11 protein-coding genes are annotated in these 16,657 nt (G+C 52.6%); 4 read left to right on the plus strand and 7 right to left on the minus strand.

The window, feature by feature from the left end; translation table 11 throughout:
• Positions 1-95 precede the first annotated feature (95 nt).
• Both hslV and hslU read left to right on the plus strand, forming a co-directional pair.
• On the plus strand, positions 96-620 hold the full coding sequence (gene hslV, locus WKR14_RS18130; protein WP_025009255.1) for an ATP-dependent protease subunit HslV: 525 nt from the start codon (positions 96-98) through the stop codon (positions 618-620).
• Positions 621-641: 21 nt separating this feature from the next.
• Positions 642-1,967, plus strand: coding sequence for an HslU--HslV peptidase ATPase subunit (gene hslU / locus WKR14_RS18135; protein WP_101094995.1), 1,326 nt, complete (start codon positions 642-644; stop codon positions 1,965-1,967).
• A gap of 70 nt (positions 1,968-2,037) precedes the next feature.
• Here hslU and WKR14_RS18140 read toward each other — a convergent pair whose 3' ends face one another.
• From WKR14_RS18140 to WKR14_RS18150, 3 genes are all read right to left on the minus strand, one after another.
• On the minus strand, positions 2,038-5,493 hold the full coding sequence (locus WKR14_RS18140) for a S8 family serine peptidase (protein ID WP_335921436.1): 3,456 nt from the start codon (positions 5,491-5,493) through the stop codon (positions 2,038-2,040).
• Between the two features lie 290 nt (positions 5,494-5,783).
• Positions 5,784-8,003 (minus strand): tetratricopeptide repeat protein, encoded by a 2,220-nt coding sequence (locus WKR14_RS18145; protein WP_339087074.1) that lies wholly within the window; start codon positions 8,001-8,003, stop codon positions 5,784-5,786.
• 1 nt (position 8,004) lies between these two features.
• Positions 8,005-8,721: a response regulator transcription factor gene (locus tag WKR14_RS18150; RefSeq protein ID WP_101094998.1), complete on the minus strand. Its 717-nt coding sequence runs from the start codon at positions 8,719-8,721 to the stop codon at positions 8,005-8,007.
• Between the two features lie 289 nt (positions 8,722-9,010).
• Here WKR14_RS18150 and WKR14_RS18155 point away from each other — a divergent pair, with 289 nt between their 5' ends.
• Positions 9,011-9,583 carry a nucleoside triphosphate pyrophosphohydrolase family protein gene (locus tag WKR14_RS18155; protein WP_100142984.1) on the plus strand — a complete coding sequence of 191 codons (573 nt, stop codon included), beginning with the start codon at positions 9,011-9,013 and terminating at the stop codon, positions 9,581-9,583.
• A 139-nt stretch (positions 9,584-9,722) separates the two neighbouring features.
• Here the strand turns inward: WKR14_RS18155 and WKR14_RS18160 are convergent, their stop codons facing one another.
• From WKR14_RS18160 to uvrD, 4 genes are all read right to left on the minus strand, one after another.
• Positions 9,723-10,151: an excinuclease ABC subunit A gene (locus WKR14_RS18160; protein ID WP_101095000.1), complete on the minus strand. Its 429-nt coding sequence runs from the start codon at positions 10,149-10,151 to the stop codon at positions 9,723-9,725.
• Positions 10,152-10,290: 139 nt separating this feature from the next.
• Positions 10,291-11,331 carry an NAD(P)H-dependent flavin oxidoreductase gene (locus WKR14_RS18165; RefSeq protein ID WP_101095001.1) on the minus strand — a complete coding sequence of 347 codons (1,041 nt, stop codon included), beginning with the start codon at positions 11,329-11,331 and terminating at the stop codon, positions 10,291-10,293.
• A 150-nt stretch (positions 11,332-11,481) separates the two neighbouring features.
• Positions 11,482-12,342 (minus strand): 4-hydroxybenzoate octaprenyltransferase, encoded by an 861-nt coding sequence (ubiA, locus tag WKR14_RS18170; protein WP_335921438.1) that lies wholly within the window; start codon positions 12,340-12,342, stop codon positions 11,482-11,484.
• Between the two features lie 102 nt (positions 12,343-12,444).
• Positions 12,445-14,610 carry a DNA helicase II gene (uvrD, locus tag WKR14_RS18175; protein WP_101095003.1) on the minus strand — a complete coding sequence of 722 codons (2,166 nt, stop codon included), beginning with the start codon at positions 14,608-14,610 and terminating at the stop codon, positions 12,445-12,447.
• A 339-nt stretch (positions 14,611-14,949) separates the two neighbouring features.
• On the opposite strand from uvrD, the gene WKR14_RS18180 reads away from it, so the two are divergent.
• Positions 14,950-16,593 (plus strand): methyl-accepting chemotaxis protein, encoded by a 1,644-nt coding sequence (locus tag WKR14_RS18180; protein WP_226685307.1) that lies wholly within the window; start codon positions 14,950-14,952, stop codon positions 16,591-16,593.
• Positions 16,594-16,657: the final 64 nt, after the last annotated feature.

The raw sequence follows: 16,657 nt of genomic DNA on the forward strand, positions 1-16,657 counted from the left end.
TGGCCTTGCTGTGCCCCAATGGGCCGTTTCATGCAGCAGACCCTGGGGATTTGACCCATGACGGACGCGCCGTCCGCCCGAGAAGAGGATCTATCGTGACCACTATCGTATCTGTACGCCGTAATAATCAGGTTGTTGTCGCCGGCGACGGCCAAGTGTCTCTGGGCAACACTGTGATGAAAGGCAATGCCCGCAAAGTACGCCGCCTGTACCACAATAAAGTATTGGCCGGTTTTGCCGGTGGCACCGCCGATGCCTTTACCCTGTTTGAACGCTTCGAGGCAAAACTGGAAATGCATCAGGGGCATTTGATGAAGTCGGCGGTCGAGCTGGCCAAAGACTGGCGCAGCGACAGAGCCTTACGGAAACTCGAAGCCATGTTGGTGGTGGCCGATCATGAAAGCTCACTGATCATCACAGGTAACGGCGATGTGGTGCAGCCGGAGCATGATCTTATCGCCATAGGCTCAGGTGGCAACTATGCCCAGGCCGCGGCGTTGGCGCTGCTGGAAAACACCGAACTGGGTGCCCGTGATATTGCCGAGAAGTCGCTGACCATAGCCGGCGATATCTGCGTATTTACCAACCAGTTCAAGACTATAGAAGAACTGAATTACTGATCCCGAGCGTGAGGAAGCATTATGTCTGAAATGACACCCCGCGAAATCGTCCACGAGCTGGACGCGCACATCATAGGCCAACAGAAGGCCAAACGCTCTGTCGCAGTTGCCCTGCGTAACCGCTGGCGCCGCATGCAGCTGGATGCCGGTTTGCGCCAGGAAGTGACCCCGAAGAATATTCTGATGATAGGCCCAACCGGTGTCGGTAAAACAGAGATCGCCCGCCGTCTGGCCAAGCTGGCCAATGCGCCTTTCATCAAGGTTGAAGCGACCAAGTTCACCGAAGTGGGCTATGTGGGTAAGGAAGTGGAGCAGATCATCCGCGATCTCACCGACGCCGCGGTCAAACTAACCCGCGAGCAGCAGATGAAGAAGTGCCGCTCCCTCGCCGAAGAAGCCGCCGAGGAGCGGGTTCTCGATGCCCTGCTGCCCAAGCCAAAGAACGAATGGGATCAGGAAACCGAGGACAAGTCCCACACCCGCCAGGTGTTCCGCAAGAAACTGCGTGAAGGCCAGTTGGACGACAAAGAGATCGAAATCGATGTCTCGGCGCCGCAAATTGGTGTCGAAATCATGTCGCCTCCCGGCATGGAAGAGATGACCAACCAGCTGCAGAGCCTGTTCCAGAACATGGGTCAGGGACAGAGCAAGCGCAAGAAACTCAAGATCAAGGATGCCTACAAGCAACTGGTCGAAGAGGAAGCCGCCAAGCTGGTCAACCAGGAAGATCTCAAAGAGCAGGCCATTGAGCTGGTCGAGCAGCACGGCATAGTGTTCCTCGATGAGATAGACAAAATCTGTAAGCGCGGCGAAACCTCAGGCCCGGATGTGTCCCGCGAAGGGGTACAGCGTGATCTATTGCCGCTGGTGGAAGGCTGCACAGTCAACACCAAGCACGGCATGGTAAAGACAGACCACATTCTGTTTATCGCCTCCGGCGCCTTCCAGATGAGCAAGCCATCGGATCTGATCCCCGAACTGCAGGGCCGTCTGCCGATTCGGGTCGAGCTGGATGCCCTGACCGCCTCCGACTTCAAACGGATCCTCACCGAGCCCCACGCCTCGCTCACCGAGCAGTATGTGGCCTTGATGGGCACCGAAGGAGTCAGCATCGAATTTACCGAGTCGGGTATCGACCGCATCGCCCAGGCCGCCTGGCAAGTCAACGAACGTACCGAAAACATCGGCGCCCGTCGGCTGCACACTGTGATGGAGAGGCTGATGGAAGACATCTCTTTCGAGGCCAGCGACAAGTCCGGCAGCAAGTTTGTTATCGATGCCGAATATGTCGATGCTCACCTGGACAACCTGGTTCAGGATGAAGATCTGAGTCGCTTCATTCTGTAAGCCGGTCTTAACACTGAAAACAAAAAAAAGCCGCCTTAACTAAGGCGGCTTTCAATACAAACCCAATAGGTTACTTACCTTTTCCTTTGCGGCTTAACTCAGGGGTCACAGTGATAAGTTCAGAGCAGATATTGCTGCCGGCTTCACATACCTTGTATTCAAAGCTTTCGGCACTGCTGTTGAAACGTTCCTTATAGCTGCCTCTATCTCGGGTACTGTCGATCAGTTGACCATCACGATAAATGTCGATAGCTCGGGCTGACGAGCCATTCCAGTTCAAGTTAACATTCACCTTGCTACCGTCTGTACTGCCGGCACCACTGAGGCTGATAGCCGCGGCAACACTCACCTGCTTGCTGATGCTGTGACTGGCGCCACTGTTGTCTGTCACTGTCAGCGTCACCTCATAGCTACCACCAGAGGCATAACTGTGGCTTGGATTGGCCAGTGATGAAATATTGCCATCACCGAAGTCCCAAGCCCAAGCGACCACTGCCCCATCATTATCACCGGAAGCATCGGCAAAGTTCACATCCAGATGATTCACCTGGAAGCTGAACTCAGCGCTCGGCAACTCATTCACAGGCGCGGCTTCCACTGTCAAAGTTACCAGGGCCACACCATTGGCAGCCTGGCTATCGGCTGCGCTGGCCGTCACTGTATGCTGCCCCACGCTCAGGCTATTGGTGCTAAAGGACGCGCCTTGACCAATCAGGCCATCCAGATCGGATGTCCACTCCAGGGTATTAGCTACATCACCATCTTCCGCATCGTTGGCAGAGCCCATAAAGGCCACAGTGTCACCTTCAATAACGCTGCTGCCACCCACTGGAGCAAGGATATTTACCACAGGAGCCTGGTTGTCAGGAATACCGGCGTCACCATCATGGGTAAAGCTCAGTGCCCAACGGTTTAGCCAACCGGAGTTACCACTCCATTCATCTTTGATGATGAGTTGCCAAATACCAGCAGCCATTTCACCGTTAAACTCTACCGGATAGAAGGTTTTCACCAGATCGCGATAGTATTCATCTGAACCTTTGCGATCAAATATCTCAACCCGAGTGCCATCAGGCGACACCAGATGAATCAACATGTCATTGGCTAAGCTATGTTGGATATCGACAAACAAGTTCATATCTTTGATTTTCAGTCCAAGAGGGACTTCAATCTCAGCAACTATTGTTCCCATATCAAATATCGGTTGACGGTTCGTGTCCTCATAGGAAACAAGGGTACCGTCACTAACAATGTACAGAAAGAACTCACGGCTGCTCACCACACCTTGACTGTCAGAGGCTGTCACTGTGATCTGGTGAGTCCCCTGGCTCAAATCCGAGCGGGAGAAGTTTCCACCTGTGCCGATTTGACCATCGAGGCTGGAAGTCCACACCAGTGAGGCACGAACATCACCATCTTCTGAGTCGGTTGCATCAGCAACGAAATTGACTACATCACCCGGCAAATATAGAGCATTTTGCAGGTTAGCACCTATAGTCACTGTAGGAGGCAGATTGGTACCAGGCTGAGATCCACCTGTAACATCCATGCTCCAACTTTTGAGAGTACCGGTATCACGGAATCCTGAATCTGTGACGTGAAGAATCCAATCACCTAAAGCCTCTTCCAGATCAAAGTCTTCCACTGCATAACTGGCTACCAGGTTATCAGCACTGCCGCCGGTACGATTATGCAGGGTAACTGTGCGACCGCTGGGCGAAGTCAAAGTCACCAGCAAATCACCTATATAGGTATGTGCTATGTCCAGATTGACCACGAGGTCCGTCAATGTCAGGTTGATTGGTACATTGATTACGCTACTTACACCATCGGCATTGTCATCGGGGATCGCCAGCGGATTTTCATTGCTATAGGTAGTGCTGAACGTACCGGCAGGATACACCAGCAGACTGACATCGATACTCTTGTGGATATCACCATCAACTGCATTAATAGTAATGATGTGATTGCCCAGAGTAGTATTGGCATCTGTGGAGACTGTCATTGTGGTGCGACCATCGGCCGGTACTGTGTTACTGGAGAAGCTCACCGCTGCATTCAAGCCCGCTGGCAGATCGGCACTAAAGCTGGCATTGCCGTTATAGCCACCCACGGCGTTCATGTCGATATCGAAAGTCACAGACGAGTCTTGGTTCACTGTGCGACTGGCAGGACTCACCAACAGATAATAACCAGGACCACCGGCACCGGCCATGTTCAAGGCACTCTCCAGGTTCAAGCGCTTACCTGTCACGGTTTTACCTTCCAATGCGGCAATGGGGTCACCGGAAGACATTAGGATATTCTTGACATCGGCCGTAGTCAGGGTTGGATCGGCAGCCAAAATCAAGGCGGCAGCCCCTGCCACATGGGGAGTCGCCATGGAAGTCCCGCTCAGGGTATTGTAATCACTCCCTGGAACAGTGGAATAAACATCCGAGCCTGGAGCCCCCATATCAACCGTATTAAGCCCCCACTGAGAGAAGTAAGACATTTCATCATCGCGAGTGGTGGAAGCAATGGCCATCACGTTCGCTACATCATGGTTGGCGGGCCAGCTGTCATTGACATCATTATCAATCGCATCATTACCGGCCGCGGCGACAAACAGAATATCGGCATTATTGGCTGCCGTAATAGCATCTTCCAAAGCCTGGCTGAATGAGCCACCGCCCCAGGAGTTGTTCAACACTCGGATATTTACGCCACGGTTTTTCAAATCAACCATGTAATCAATACACTGAATACCATCTGCCGTGGTACCACCTTGGCTACCCAGGAAAGAGCAACCTACCATGGCAGTATTCCAGTTGACCCCAACCACTCCCGAGCCATTATTGCCGGTCGCCCCTATGGTACCTGCGACATGAGTACCATGGTAATGGGTATCCTGCGGATTGCCGTTATCATTAATGGCTGAAATACCGTGAATATCATCAATATAACCGTTGCCATCGTCGTCGATACCGTTATTGGGGACTTCATTGGGATTCACCCAAATATTGTCTCGCAGATCCGGGTGAGTGTAGTCAAAACCTGTATCTATCACCCCAACGACTACCTCTCGCGAGCCCATTTCCATCTCCCAGGCCTGCTCCGCATTGATTTTTAGCATACCCCACAACTGGCCGTAGCTTGGATCGTTGGGGATAACCGAAGGATAAAATCTGTGGTTGAGTTCAGCGTATTCGATGTGGGGGTTATGCTTGAGCCGTTCCACCATAGCGCGGGCATCCAGCCCCCGGGGAACTGTCAATTCAGCCAGTCGACCCTTGGCAATATGGCGAAATCGATCATCAACGCCATCATGGTTTTTATCTTTGAATGAAGAACCGAATTGAGCCATTAACTGCTTACGGTCCGCTTTCTTTGCGGTTTCTTTGAATTTAACAATAACAGAGGCATTATCGAAGTCTTGTTTGGGTTCCAGTTTCTTGGCGGCAAGTGACGGAACCGTCACTGCCATCAGGGAAGTAGAGAGCATGGCCAAAGTCAATCGGCTCAAGCGAGTATGCGGCTTTCTCATTTGTAGTCTCCTGTGATTAAGAGTGCTCGCTATAATCGTTATGTATGCGAACACATACAACCTAGACACGAAACAAACAAAATTCAAACAAAAAAGAAACTTTTTTAACAATAGAGTTCTCACACCATCACTCCAAGCAAAGTGGATCCTCAGCAGCAAAAACTAGCTGAGGCTCACCAGGGTAAAGAACTGAAGAACGCTAAGATCCGCTTAAAAACAGCAAGGAATGTTATGAAGTGTATCTAAAGAAATACAATTTGATGGCAGGTATATTTAGCGGGAACAAGAAGTTAACAGGGCCAAACGAGTTCGAATCTCGCCCCGCCCATTGGACTATCGCCGACACGAATTTGCCCCCGACTATTTTCGGCCAATCGTCGGGCGATGGCCAACCCCAAGCCTATACCGCCGGTGGCACGGGTGCGACTGGGATCGAGACGGATGAAAGGTTCAAAAATCCGTTCTCTTTCTGCAGTCGGCACCCCGGGACCATCATCGTCCACTATGATATTCACCTGCCCTTGTTCAAGCTGACAACTGAGCCGAACCTCTTGATGGCAGTGTCGCAATGCATTGGATAGCAAGTTGTTTATTGCCCATTCCAAATGCTTCTTACTGGCAATGACAGATATTTCAGGATCGACTGGCGTTAAGGTGATCTTTTTCTCGGGGAACAAGGGATGCTGCCTTACCACCAAAGTTTGCAATAATGGCGCCAGCGACAAAGACTCTGTTGGCGCTCGCCTCGGACTGCCTTCGGCTTTAATCAGCTTGACGATTTCACGGATCAGCTCATCCAACTCTTCCAGGCCCCGCAGTACCCTGTCTTCCAATTGCGGCCTTTCGTCCACCTCGGCTTCGATGAGCATATCAAAAGCCAGTTGCACCCTGGCCAGTGGCGCCCTGAACTCGTGCGCCACCGCCTGCATTAGATCGCTTTGCATCTTTATCGAACGTTGCAAGGCTTGATTTACCCGCGATTGGCTATGACGACTATAGAGCAGTAGCAAAATAGCCGCAGCCGCTACCAGCGCCACGATCCAAAGATTGCGGGTAAACTTTTGTTGTTTGATAACCTCTTGTTGCAAGGCTTTCTCGCCTTCCAGCAAAGTGATTTGTCGCTGGCGTTTTTCATCTTCAAATGAACTGCGCAGCCATGCCAGACGCTCACTGGAGTTGGCATTAAAAAGCGCATCATTGATACTTTTAAACTCTTTATGGTTTAACAACGCCTGGCGATAATTACCTTTACGTTCATGTATTTTTGACAAGAGTTCATAGGTATCTCTGAGCTGACCACGATCGCCACTGGCAAGCGCCAATTGCAATGCCTGCTCGGCTCTTTCACGGGCAATATCCACATCATTGGTCGCCAAAAAATAATCAGCGAGACTCAGCCTTCCCTGGGCTTGCAAGGCGACCAGCCCCAATCGGTCGGCTGTAGCCAGGCCTCGCTCCAGATAACGCCGGGCAATGGGATACTCGCCCATGTCCAAGGAAAGCTTACCAAGACTCATTAAAGCCGTGGCAGTGACATTACCGTCTTTAAGCTCTTCACCATAGATCAGAGCTTGTTTCATGGCAGCCTTGGCCGCCACCTTTCTATTGAATTTTTGCTGCACTGTCCCGAGAGCTGTCAGCGCCTGTGCCATTCCGGTCTTGTCATCCAAGGCCTCGAATCCCTGCAGTCCCAATTGCAACTGCGCCATGGCCCCCTGCAAATCACCTATGTGCTCATAAGTGATCCCCATATTGTGATGCAATTCCGCCACACCGGACTTATCGCCCAACTGCTCCCTGATCCTCAAAGACTCCTGTTGATTTGCCAGCGCTTCACCAAAATCGCCCAAAGTCGCATGAATACCTGCAATATTATTCAACGCCAGCGCCAATGCTCTTGAGTCGTCCAGTCCTCTATGTAGATCCCTGGCCTTGGTAAAACACTCCAGTGCCAACTGATATTCAGCCTTATCACTGTAGATAAGACCCATATTGTTGTAGGTGGTCGCTTCAAAAGAACTGTTTTTCAGGCTATTGGCAACTGTAAGCGCTCTCTGATAATAGGTTAGAGCCTTATCCAACTGACTCTGACGCCAATAAATCAGACCGGCGACATTGAGCGGTACCACCAAGATCTCAGCTTGCTGCTGCTCCTCGGCCAAAGTCAACGCAGCTTCGCCAAAGTCCGCAGCCTCGGCAAACTCCCCCAACATCATTTTCGCCCAGGCCAGATTACTGAGCGCCATCACCTCGGAACCTGGATCAGGCTCAATTTCCAGTAGTCGCAGAGCCTGTGTACTGTAGTCTATGGTTTTGATTGGGTCTTGATGGCGTGAGGCAGCGGCCAAATCAAGCAGTTCGAGGATTTGACTATGCTCATCCGAGACCAAAGATGAACGTTCCGCTTCCTGACAAGATGGCAGCAATATCAGCAGTAACAATCCCAAGAGCCAGGGCATTAACGCCCCAGAACGGCCTTGAAACCTGGAAACTACCAAGAAGGCTTTCATCTTAACTCAGGGTCAGTACGTAGCCTTGACCACGTATCGTTTTGATTAGGGCGGGTTCTTTGGGATCATCATCCATCTTGCGTCGCAGATGAGAAATTCGAAGATCTATAGTGCGCGGTGTGCTGTCATAACCCAGCTCTTTAAAGTGTTCGCAAATAGCATCCCGCGCGAGAGTCCGGCCGGCATGTTTGCTCAAAAGCCACAGCAGTTCAAACTCGGCCAGGGTAAGTTCAAGATCTTGGTTATTCAAACTTGCAGTCCGCTCCAGCTTGTCCAGACGCAACCCATTGACAGCCAAATGGGTCTCACTCTGATTTGCTCTTGGTTCCTGAACTTGGCTTTCTTGTCGTTCCGAGCGGCGCAGCAAGCTGCGAATACGCGCCAACAGCACCCGGGAACGAACCGGCTTGGCAATATAGTCATCCGCTCCGGTTTCAAGCCCGGCAACTTCATCAATATCATCCCCTAACCCGGTTAACATCAGGATGGGGCCGGGATAACGACTACGAACTTCGCGACAGATAGAAAGTCCATCCATCTCTGGCAGCATGACATCCAACACCACCAATCGGGGGCGTTCGTCAATAATGCGTCTGGCGGCATTTACCCCATTGGCTTCGGTTCGGACCTCAAAGCCATTCTTGGTCAAAAAGCCACTCAGCAGCTCTGTTAATTCCTGATCGTCATCAACCAACAGGATAAATTCACTCAAATCCATGATGTCACATCCCCGAAAGCTATGAATTTGATTGTATGTAATTATGTACAAAATTCAAACTTTGTATCTCAAGTGTGATTAATGCTTCTCAGGGTAAGGGCCAAAAAAGCGGTCCGAGGGCAACTCCAGATACAAAGTTCATCTTGGCACAAAATCCAAAGGTGACAACCTGGGGTGTCAGCATCAAGCCGAGCAAAGGCAGATTTTAAACAGGCACAGTAGCCAAACTTTGCCTCAAACCCGGTAATTCTTTATCATCCCCTCCTTTGCCCAAGCTGGAACCCAAGCAATGAAACTGACTCTGCTGACTCAAGAGCTATACAGCAAGCTCTACCGGGATATTCACGAATTCCGAACCACCTTCGATCTGCCGGTCGACTCTCCTGACACCCTGGATGCCAAGGCAGACACGCTGCACACCTCACTTATCAGCGAAGAGCTGACCGAACTGGCCGAAGCAACAGACAAAATTGAACAGGCCGACGCCATAGTCGACAGCGTGTATGTATTGATGGGCCGCTTGGTGCACTTGGGCTGCAACCAAGTCGGGGAGCGACTGGAGATCAGTTACCTGATAGATCTGCTGCTGCAGGTTGCCGCCAACAAGGCAATCGACTTTGAGCCCTGCTGGGATGAAGTGCATGCCAGCAACATGAGCAAGGTATGCCGCAATGAGCAGGAACTGGCAGATACCGTGGCCCACTATGCCAAGCAAGGGGTGGAAATTATCGGCAGCCGTCAAGGTGACTTCCTGATAGCCAAGTGTGCCAAAGATGTGGAAATGACCGGTAAAACAGTGCGCCAGGGCAAGGTACTCAAGTCTGTCTATTATCGTCCAGCCAACCTAAAGGACCTGGTTTAACGCTCGGCGTTCAATCCTAAACTGGCACTCGCCTTTGGGGAACCAAACAGGTTCCCAACCGCTCGCCCACAAAAGCAGACTTCAGGTCTGCTTTTTCAGCGATCAAAACTGTGAGTGCTTCATCGTTAGAACTTCACCGTTAGAACTTCACCAAGGTCCCTTTCAGCGCAACTCCGGCCATGATAGCCCCGGCACCACACTCATATTCAGTTTCGCTGGCAAACTCACGCTTCTTGTAATAGGACTGGATATTGACCACAGCGTCCATACCCTCACGCTCGGCGCGCTCCTGCAACGCCTTTAGCGCACTCAACATCACCCACTCACAGGCCTCGCGATCCGACTTGCCAAAGGCATTGGTCTTTTTATTGGTGATCACCTCACCATAGCTCTGGCTGATCTGCGGATGCGCCTGAGTGGCAAAATACAGTGGCACATCGTAAAGGGCTTCTTTGGCCTTCTCGGTCTGCAGCAGTTCCTGCACCGGATACTGGGCTATGGTGTCGCGGGCCGCGGCGTTGGCACTGACCATCAGGGCCAGCAGCGCCAGAGCAAGTGATTTTTTCATCTATATCTCCCTATTGCGGCTCTACGCCGCAGTCAAAGCTTTGATTGCAGTCCATCTTAAGATAGGGTCACTCCGCCGGTTGCAGGAGTGACTAATTCGCAATGATACAGGCAGTTACATACACTAGACCAGAAAAAGCTCAAGCCTTGATAAAGGCCGCCATCAACTCACGGGTCAAGTCGGCGGCGGGAATTTCCCGACATCCCTCCGGGTTCTGACCACACCAGAGCGGGCTGAAATCATTGCAGTTGCGTGCTTCTGCCGCGGCGCGCAGCGGCGCAATGGCATTGGCCGCCAGTGGAAAGTCCGGCGCTTGCCCCAAAGGCCCCAACTCACGCATCAAACGGGTCATTATGCCTCTGGCCGGGCGACCACTGTAGAGATTGGTCAGTGCCGTATGGCGATTCATTTGCGGATCTTTCAGCGCTTGGCGATGCAGTTCACTGATCTCGGCCTCCGGGCACAGGAGATAGGCTGTACCCACCTGCACCCCGGCCGCCCCCAAAGCCATGGCCGCCTGCACTCCGGCGGCGTCGGCAATACCACCGGCGGCAATCACGGGCACCTTCACCGCCTGTACCAGGCGCGGTAACAGGGCAAAAGTACCGCTGTGCTCAGTCAAGTCATCACTGAGGAAATGGCCTCTGTGACCACCGGCTTCCAGGCCCTGGGCTATGATGGCATCCACGCCTCTGGATTCAAGCCATTTGGCCTCAGCGACGCTGGTTGCCGAGGCAATCACCTTGGTGCCCCAGCTCTTGACCCTGAGCATCAGTTCGGTGGAGGGTAACCCGAAATGAAAACTCACCACTTCGGGACGAAAGGGTTCTATAACCGCGGCCACCTCGGCATCGAAGGGACGCCGCTCAGCACCGCCGCCGAGTTCTTCAACCTCGAACTCACGGTAATAGGGCGCCAGTTGCTGCAGCCAGGTACGCAAACGCTCGGGTTGTTCCTCGGGTGGCTTATGGCAGAAAAAGTTAAGGTTCAGCGGCCGGTCACTCTGACGCCTGAAGCTTTCTATCGCCAGCTTGAGTTTGTCATGGGATAACATGGCGCAGGGAATGGAGCCGAGCGCACCGGCAGAAGCGACCGCCAAAGCCAGCGGCACTCCCTGAGCACCGGCCATAGGTGCTTGAATAAGCGGTAATTCAATACCAAAGAGTTGTTCTATCAACATACCAAGACTCCTTCTTGCTTCAGTCCTCAGCAGCACCTCTTGCCGCTGCTTGGTTTACTAACCCGGCTGTTCAGACTAACGGTTGGCAGTGGTTTGCACCAGCAAAAACGCCGCGAGAATCGCGGCGTTGATAGTCAAACTCAATGTCATTCAGAGCAGGTAATCCATCCCCAAGGCGACAAACAAAGCCATACCCGCCCAGTTGTTGTTGAGAAACGCCTTGAAGCAGGGCGCCCGTTGTCTGTCATAAATCAGTTTCTGCTGATAAAGTCCAAAGCAGATAAAGGCCAGCAGCCCTACCAGATAGAGGGCTCCTCGCTCGGCCACATAACCTGCAGTCATAAAGCAGGCCACCGCCGCCAGCTGAAACAGGCCGATGATCTGCCTGTCGTAACGGCCGAACAGAATCGCGGTGGACTTGATCCCCACTTTGAGATCATCGTCCCTGTCCACCATGGCATACATGGTGTCGTAGGCTACAGTCCAGAACCAGTTGGCGGCAAATAGCCACCAGGCTTCGACAGGGACTTCACCTGTCTGGGCGGCATAAGCCATGGGGATCGACCAACTCCACACTGTGCCGAGGAACATCTGCGGCATATTGGTGTAGCGTTTGGTGAAGGGATAGATGATAGTCAGCAGCATACCGACAAGGGAGAGCTTCACCACCAGAGGGTTAAGCAGCAACACCAGACCAAAGGCAAACAGCCCCATGACGACAAACAGGCCCAGCGCTTCTTTGACCGTGACCTCGCCACTGGCCAAAGGTCTGGCTTTGGTGCGCTCGACATAAGTGTCCAATTCACGGTCTGCATAGTCGTTGATGATGCAGCCGCAGGCGCGCATCACAAACACACCTATGATAAAGATGATCAACACCTTGAGATCCGGTAAGCCCCCGGCCGCCAACCACAGCGCCATTAAACAGGGCCACAACAGCAGAAAAGTCCCTATGGGTCTGTCCAGGCGCGACAGACGGGCATAGACGTCAATTTTTTCCCTCAAGTTCATCGGTAGGCTCTCCAACACATCTCAGCCTTAAATTTGCCAAGCATTATGACTCAGCAACAGTGTGATTGACACCGCAAAACGCGAATTTTCCTACCCGGGCTGTCAGCAAGCGGTTAACTTGGCGTAGGCCACCACCAACCACTTACTGCCGAAGTCATCAAAATTCACCTGCACCCTGGCCTGTGCGCCCTGGCCTTCAAAATTGGTCACTATCCCCTCACCGAATTTGGGATGCAATACCCGTTGGCCAACATTAAAGCCCGTGTCGTTGAAGCTGCTTTGCGACTTGTTGAACCTGTTATTGGCCATGGGGGTGGCCACCTGCGCCTTGAGACGAATTTCCTGCAGGTACTGAGGCGGGATCTCCTTGATAAAGCGCGATGGCCGTGAATAGTTTTCACGGCCATAGATGCGCCGCGACTCGGCATAGGTGATATACAGCTGCTGCATGGCGCGGGTCATGCCCACGTAACACAGGCGCCGCTCTTCTTCCAAACGATCGCCCTCTTCCAGCGACAACTGACTGGGAAACAGCCCTTCTTCAACACCGGCCATAAACACCAGCGGGAACTCCAGCCCCTTGGCCGAGTGCAGCGTCATCAGCTGCACCGCATCTGTGTGGGCATCGGCCTGGCCTTCTCCCGCCTCCAGCGCCGCATGGGAAAGGAAGGCGTTCAACTCACCCATGTCCACCAGCTCTTCCGGCACTTCGAAGGTGCGCGCCGCGGTGACCAGTTCCTCGAGGTTTTCCACTCTGGCCTGAGCCTTTTCGCCCTTTTCCTGCTCATACATAGCCTTGAGCCCGGAGTCCTGGATCACTCTATCCGCCTGGCGATAGAGGGGCAGCTCTTCGGTGTCGCTGCGCAGCTGCACTATCAAGTCCATAAAGCTGCGCACCGCATTGGCGGCGCGGCCGGCCAAGACCTTCTCTTCCAACAAACGGACGCAGGCCTGCCACAGGGTGAGTTGCTGCTGCCGGGCCGTGGTTCTGAGAATATCCAGGGTGCGATCGCCTATCCCCCTGGCGGGAGTGTTGACCACCCGCTCGAAGGCGGCGTCATCGTCGCGGTTGGCAATCAAACGCAGGTATCCCATGGCATCCTTGATCTCCTGACGCTCGAAGAAGCGCAAACCGCCATAGATGCGATAAGCCAGCCCCTTGTGCAGCAAGGCCTCTTCCAATACCCGTGATTGAGCATTACTGCGATAGAGGATGGCGCAATCACTGAGACTGCCGCCCTTGTCCTGCCAGTCGCCAATGCGGCCTATGATGAAGCGGGCTTCATCCATCTCATTGAAGGCACAATAAACTGAGATCGGTTCACCATCGACATCTTCGGTCCACAACTGTTTACCCAGCCGATCCGGGTTGTTGGCGATAAGTTCATTGGAGGCCTTGAGAATATTGCCGCTGGAGCGGTAGTTTTGCTCCAGGCGAATGGTTTCAGCATTGGGAAAGTCCTGTAAAAACTTGTGCAGATTTTCCACTTGGGCGCCGCGCCAGCCATAGATGGACTGGTCATCGTCGCCCACTATCATCACATTGGCGCTCTTGCCCGCCAATACTCTGATCCAGGCATATTGAATGGCGTTGGTGTCCTGAAACTCATCCACCAGAATATTGCGGAATCTATCCTGATAGTGGGCCAGAATATGTTCCTTGTTGAGAAACAGCTCGTGAGCCCGCAAGAGTATCTCGGCAAAGTCCACCAGCCCGGCACGATCACAGGATTCCTGATACACCTGATAGATTTGAATCAGCCTCTGTTCCATGGGAAAAATCCCACCATCAAGATGCTTCGGGCGTAAACCTTCATCCTTCTTGCCATTAATATAACTGGCCACCATCCGCGGCGGATACTGTTTCTCATCCAGATTCAGGCTCTTGAGGATGCGCTTGAGCAAGCGCAGCTGATCATCCGAGTCGAGGATCTGAAAATTCTGCGGCAGGCCGGCATCCTGCCAATGAGTGCGCAGTAGACGATGGGCCAGACCATGAAAGGTACCAATCCACATGCGGCCCATATGGTTGCCGACTATCTTCTCCAGCCGTTCCCGCATCTCGGCGGCGGCCTTATTGGTAAAAGTCACCGCCATAATGGAGTACGGGCTCTGGTTTTCCACCTGCAGCAGCCAGGCAATCCTGTGAGTCAGTACCCGGGTCTTGCCGCTACCGGCTCCGGCGAGCACCAGCATGCTCGATTGAGGTGCGGCTACCGCCTCACGCTGCTTGTCATTCAGGCCATCCAATAAAGAAGATACGTCCATTCGCGCCTCCACAAAAACAAGCGCGCAGTATAGCAGGAAAGACCCGCAGCTCCTACGCGCCTTGGCAGGCTACTAATAGAACCGGACTCAAGGTAAGAGGGCAAAACAGAGTCGGCTTCATCGGTATTTCCCCTACTTTGTTCAAAAACAAAATACAGTCTCAAAAGTTCATATTAAATCATTACTAAATAACGACTTAATAATATAAACAATCAAAAATACTAAAAGTTAAAACATTTACCTATTAAATTGCCACAACTCACAGTTTATAACAGAGCAAAGACCTAGGATCTTGAAACATTCACTATATTTTTCATGCATTTGTTTGGGAGCCGGGTTTTGAACCAAGCCATCTTTTCCAATCTTTCTTTGCGCAAGTTGTTAATCACCTTGTTTGCTGCGCTTTTAGCACTGTTTTGCCTGTCATTGGGCACCATTGGCTATCACCTAGAGGAGGTGAAAAGCCAAATAAGCCTGCTGGAACGGGAGTACCACAGCAATGATCAGGCCGCCTCTTTACTGCAACTGGTATCCGGCCTCAGACGAGAACAGCTGGGTTACAGCTTGAGACGGGTACTGAATGCTCCCATGAGTGAGGAGTCACGTCAGTACCTGCAAGATCAGACCCTGGCGATCAACTCGGCATTACAGCAACTTAAACAGGGGGCCGGACAAGATACCCTGGTGCAGCTGCACAAGCTGGATGCGCCGCTGCAGGCCTTTATGGGACTGCATAAGCAGTTTTTGGCTCAAGACAGCAGCGACCTTGCGGAAAACACCGCCAACATGCTGACCTCCATGGAATCCTGGCATATTTACAACAATGTCGAGACCGAACTCAAAGCCTTGATGGAGCTGGAAACCAATAAGGTCAGCTCTGCCAGAAACGCCAGTGAACAGGCGATTCAATCCCTCAGCAGCAGTCTGGTTATCGTCTTTTGTCTCTTTGTAACCCTGGCATTGGGGGCCGGCTGGTTCCTGCTGCGACGAATCTTTATTCCCCTTGGCGCCACCACGCAAGTGCTGGAAAAAATCGCTTCGGGCGATCTCGCCAGCGCCATCCCGATGGAGAAATTCAGCGGCAGCGAATTCAAACATTTGGCAGAAACTCTGGGACAGATGCGTACCACATTGCATGAAATGATCTCCCAGATAGGCGCCGCCTCGGTACAACTGGCTGCGGCTGTGGAGGAGATGACTGCTGTCGCCGCTGAATCTGCCGAGGAGATGCAACAGCAGCGCTCTGAGGTCGATCAGGTAGCCACCGCTATGACAGAGCTACAGAGCTCGATTGCCGACATCTCCCGCAACACCACACAAACGGCCGATCAAGCCAACCAAGGGGTGCAAGCCACCACTGAAGGCCAGCAAGTGGTAATGCAAACTCTGGATACCATTCAAAGTTCAGATGCAGAAATCACCGCCGCCAGCGAAGTGATAAATCAATTACAGAAAGACTCAGACTCCATAGCCATGGTGCTGGAAGTGATCGCCCAGATAACGGACCAGACCAACCTGTTGGCCCTCAATGCCGCCATCGAAGCCGCCAGGGCCGGTGAAGCCGGCAGAGGCTTTGCCGTAGTGGCCGATGAAGTACGCACCCTCGCCAGCCGCACCCAAAGCTCGGCGCTGGAAATCAAAGGCACTATAGAGCAGCTGCAACAAAGGGCTCAACATGCCAATGAAGTGATGCAAAAGAGCCGTGAACGTATGCAAGGCAGTGTCCGCTGTGCCAATGAGGCCAGTGATGCGATTGAAAGGATTAGTGCCGCCATCAGTATCATCAACGATATGGCGATTCAGGTGGCCAGTGCCACCGAACAACAGACAGCGGTTACCGGCGAGTTGGGGGTCAACATCACCAATATCAGTGATGCCGCCTCCAGGGTGTCAATGGGAACAGGACAGGTATCTCAATCCAGCCAGGAGCTGAGTCAGTTAGCCCACAATCTGGCGCATTTGATCAGCCGTTTTCGCACCTAAAATGAGATCTTTGTCACAATCAAGCGGCCACAACGGCCGCATGATAATACCATTCCGACTTGGA

The organism is Shewanella chilikensis, assembly GCF_037953065.1.
Taxonomy (GTDB): Bacteria; Pseudomonadota; Gammaproteobacteria; order Enterobacterales; family Shewanellaceae; genus Shewanella; species Shewanella chilikensis.

Coding starts and splice junctions, on each gene's coding strand:
- hslU (WP_101094995.1), top strand. CDS start 642: ATGTCTGAAATGACACCCCGCGAAATCGTCCACGAGCTGGACGCGCAC.
- WKR14_RS18140 (WP_335921436.1), bottom strand. CDS start 5,493: ATGAGAAAGCCGCATACTCGCTTGAGCCGATTGACTTTGGCCATGCTC.
- WKR14_RS18145 (WP_339087074.1), bottom strand. CDS start 8,003: ATGAAAGCCTTCTTGGTAGTTTCCAGGTTTCAAGGCCGTTCTGGGGCG.
- WKR14_RS18150 (WP_101094998.1), bottom strand. CDS start 8,721: ATGGATTTGAGTGAATTTATCCTGTTGGTTGATGACGATCAGGAATTA.
- WKR14_RS18155 (WP_100142984.1), top strand. CDS start 9,011: ATGAAACTGACTCTGCTGACTCAAGAGCTATACAGCAAGCTCTACCGG.
- WKR14_RS18160 (WP_101095000.1), bottom strand. CDS start 10,151: ATGAAAAAATCACTTGCTCTGGCGCTGCTGGCCCTGATGGTCAGTGCC.
- WKR14_RS18165 (WP_101095001.1), bottom strand. CDS start 11,331: ATGTTGATAGAACAACTCTTTGGTATTGAATTACCGCTTATTCAAGCA.
- ubiA (WP_335921438.1), bottom strand. CDS start 12,342: ATGAACTTGAGGGAAAAAATTGACGTCTATGCCCGTCTGTCGCGCCTG.
- uvrD (WP_101095003.1), bottom strand. CDS start 14,610: ATGGACGTATCTTCTTTATTGGATGGCCTGAATGACAAGCAGCGTGAG.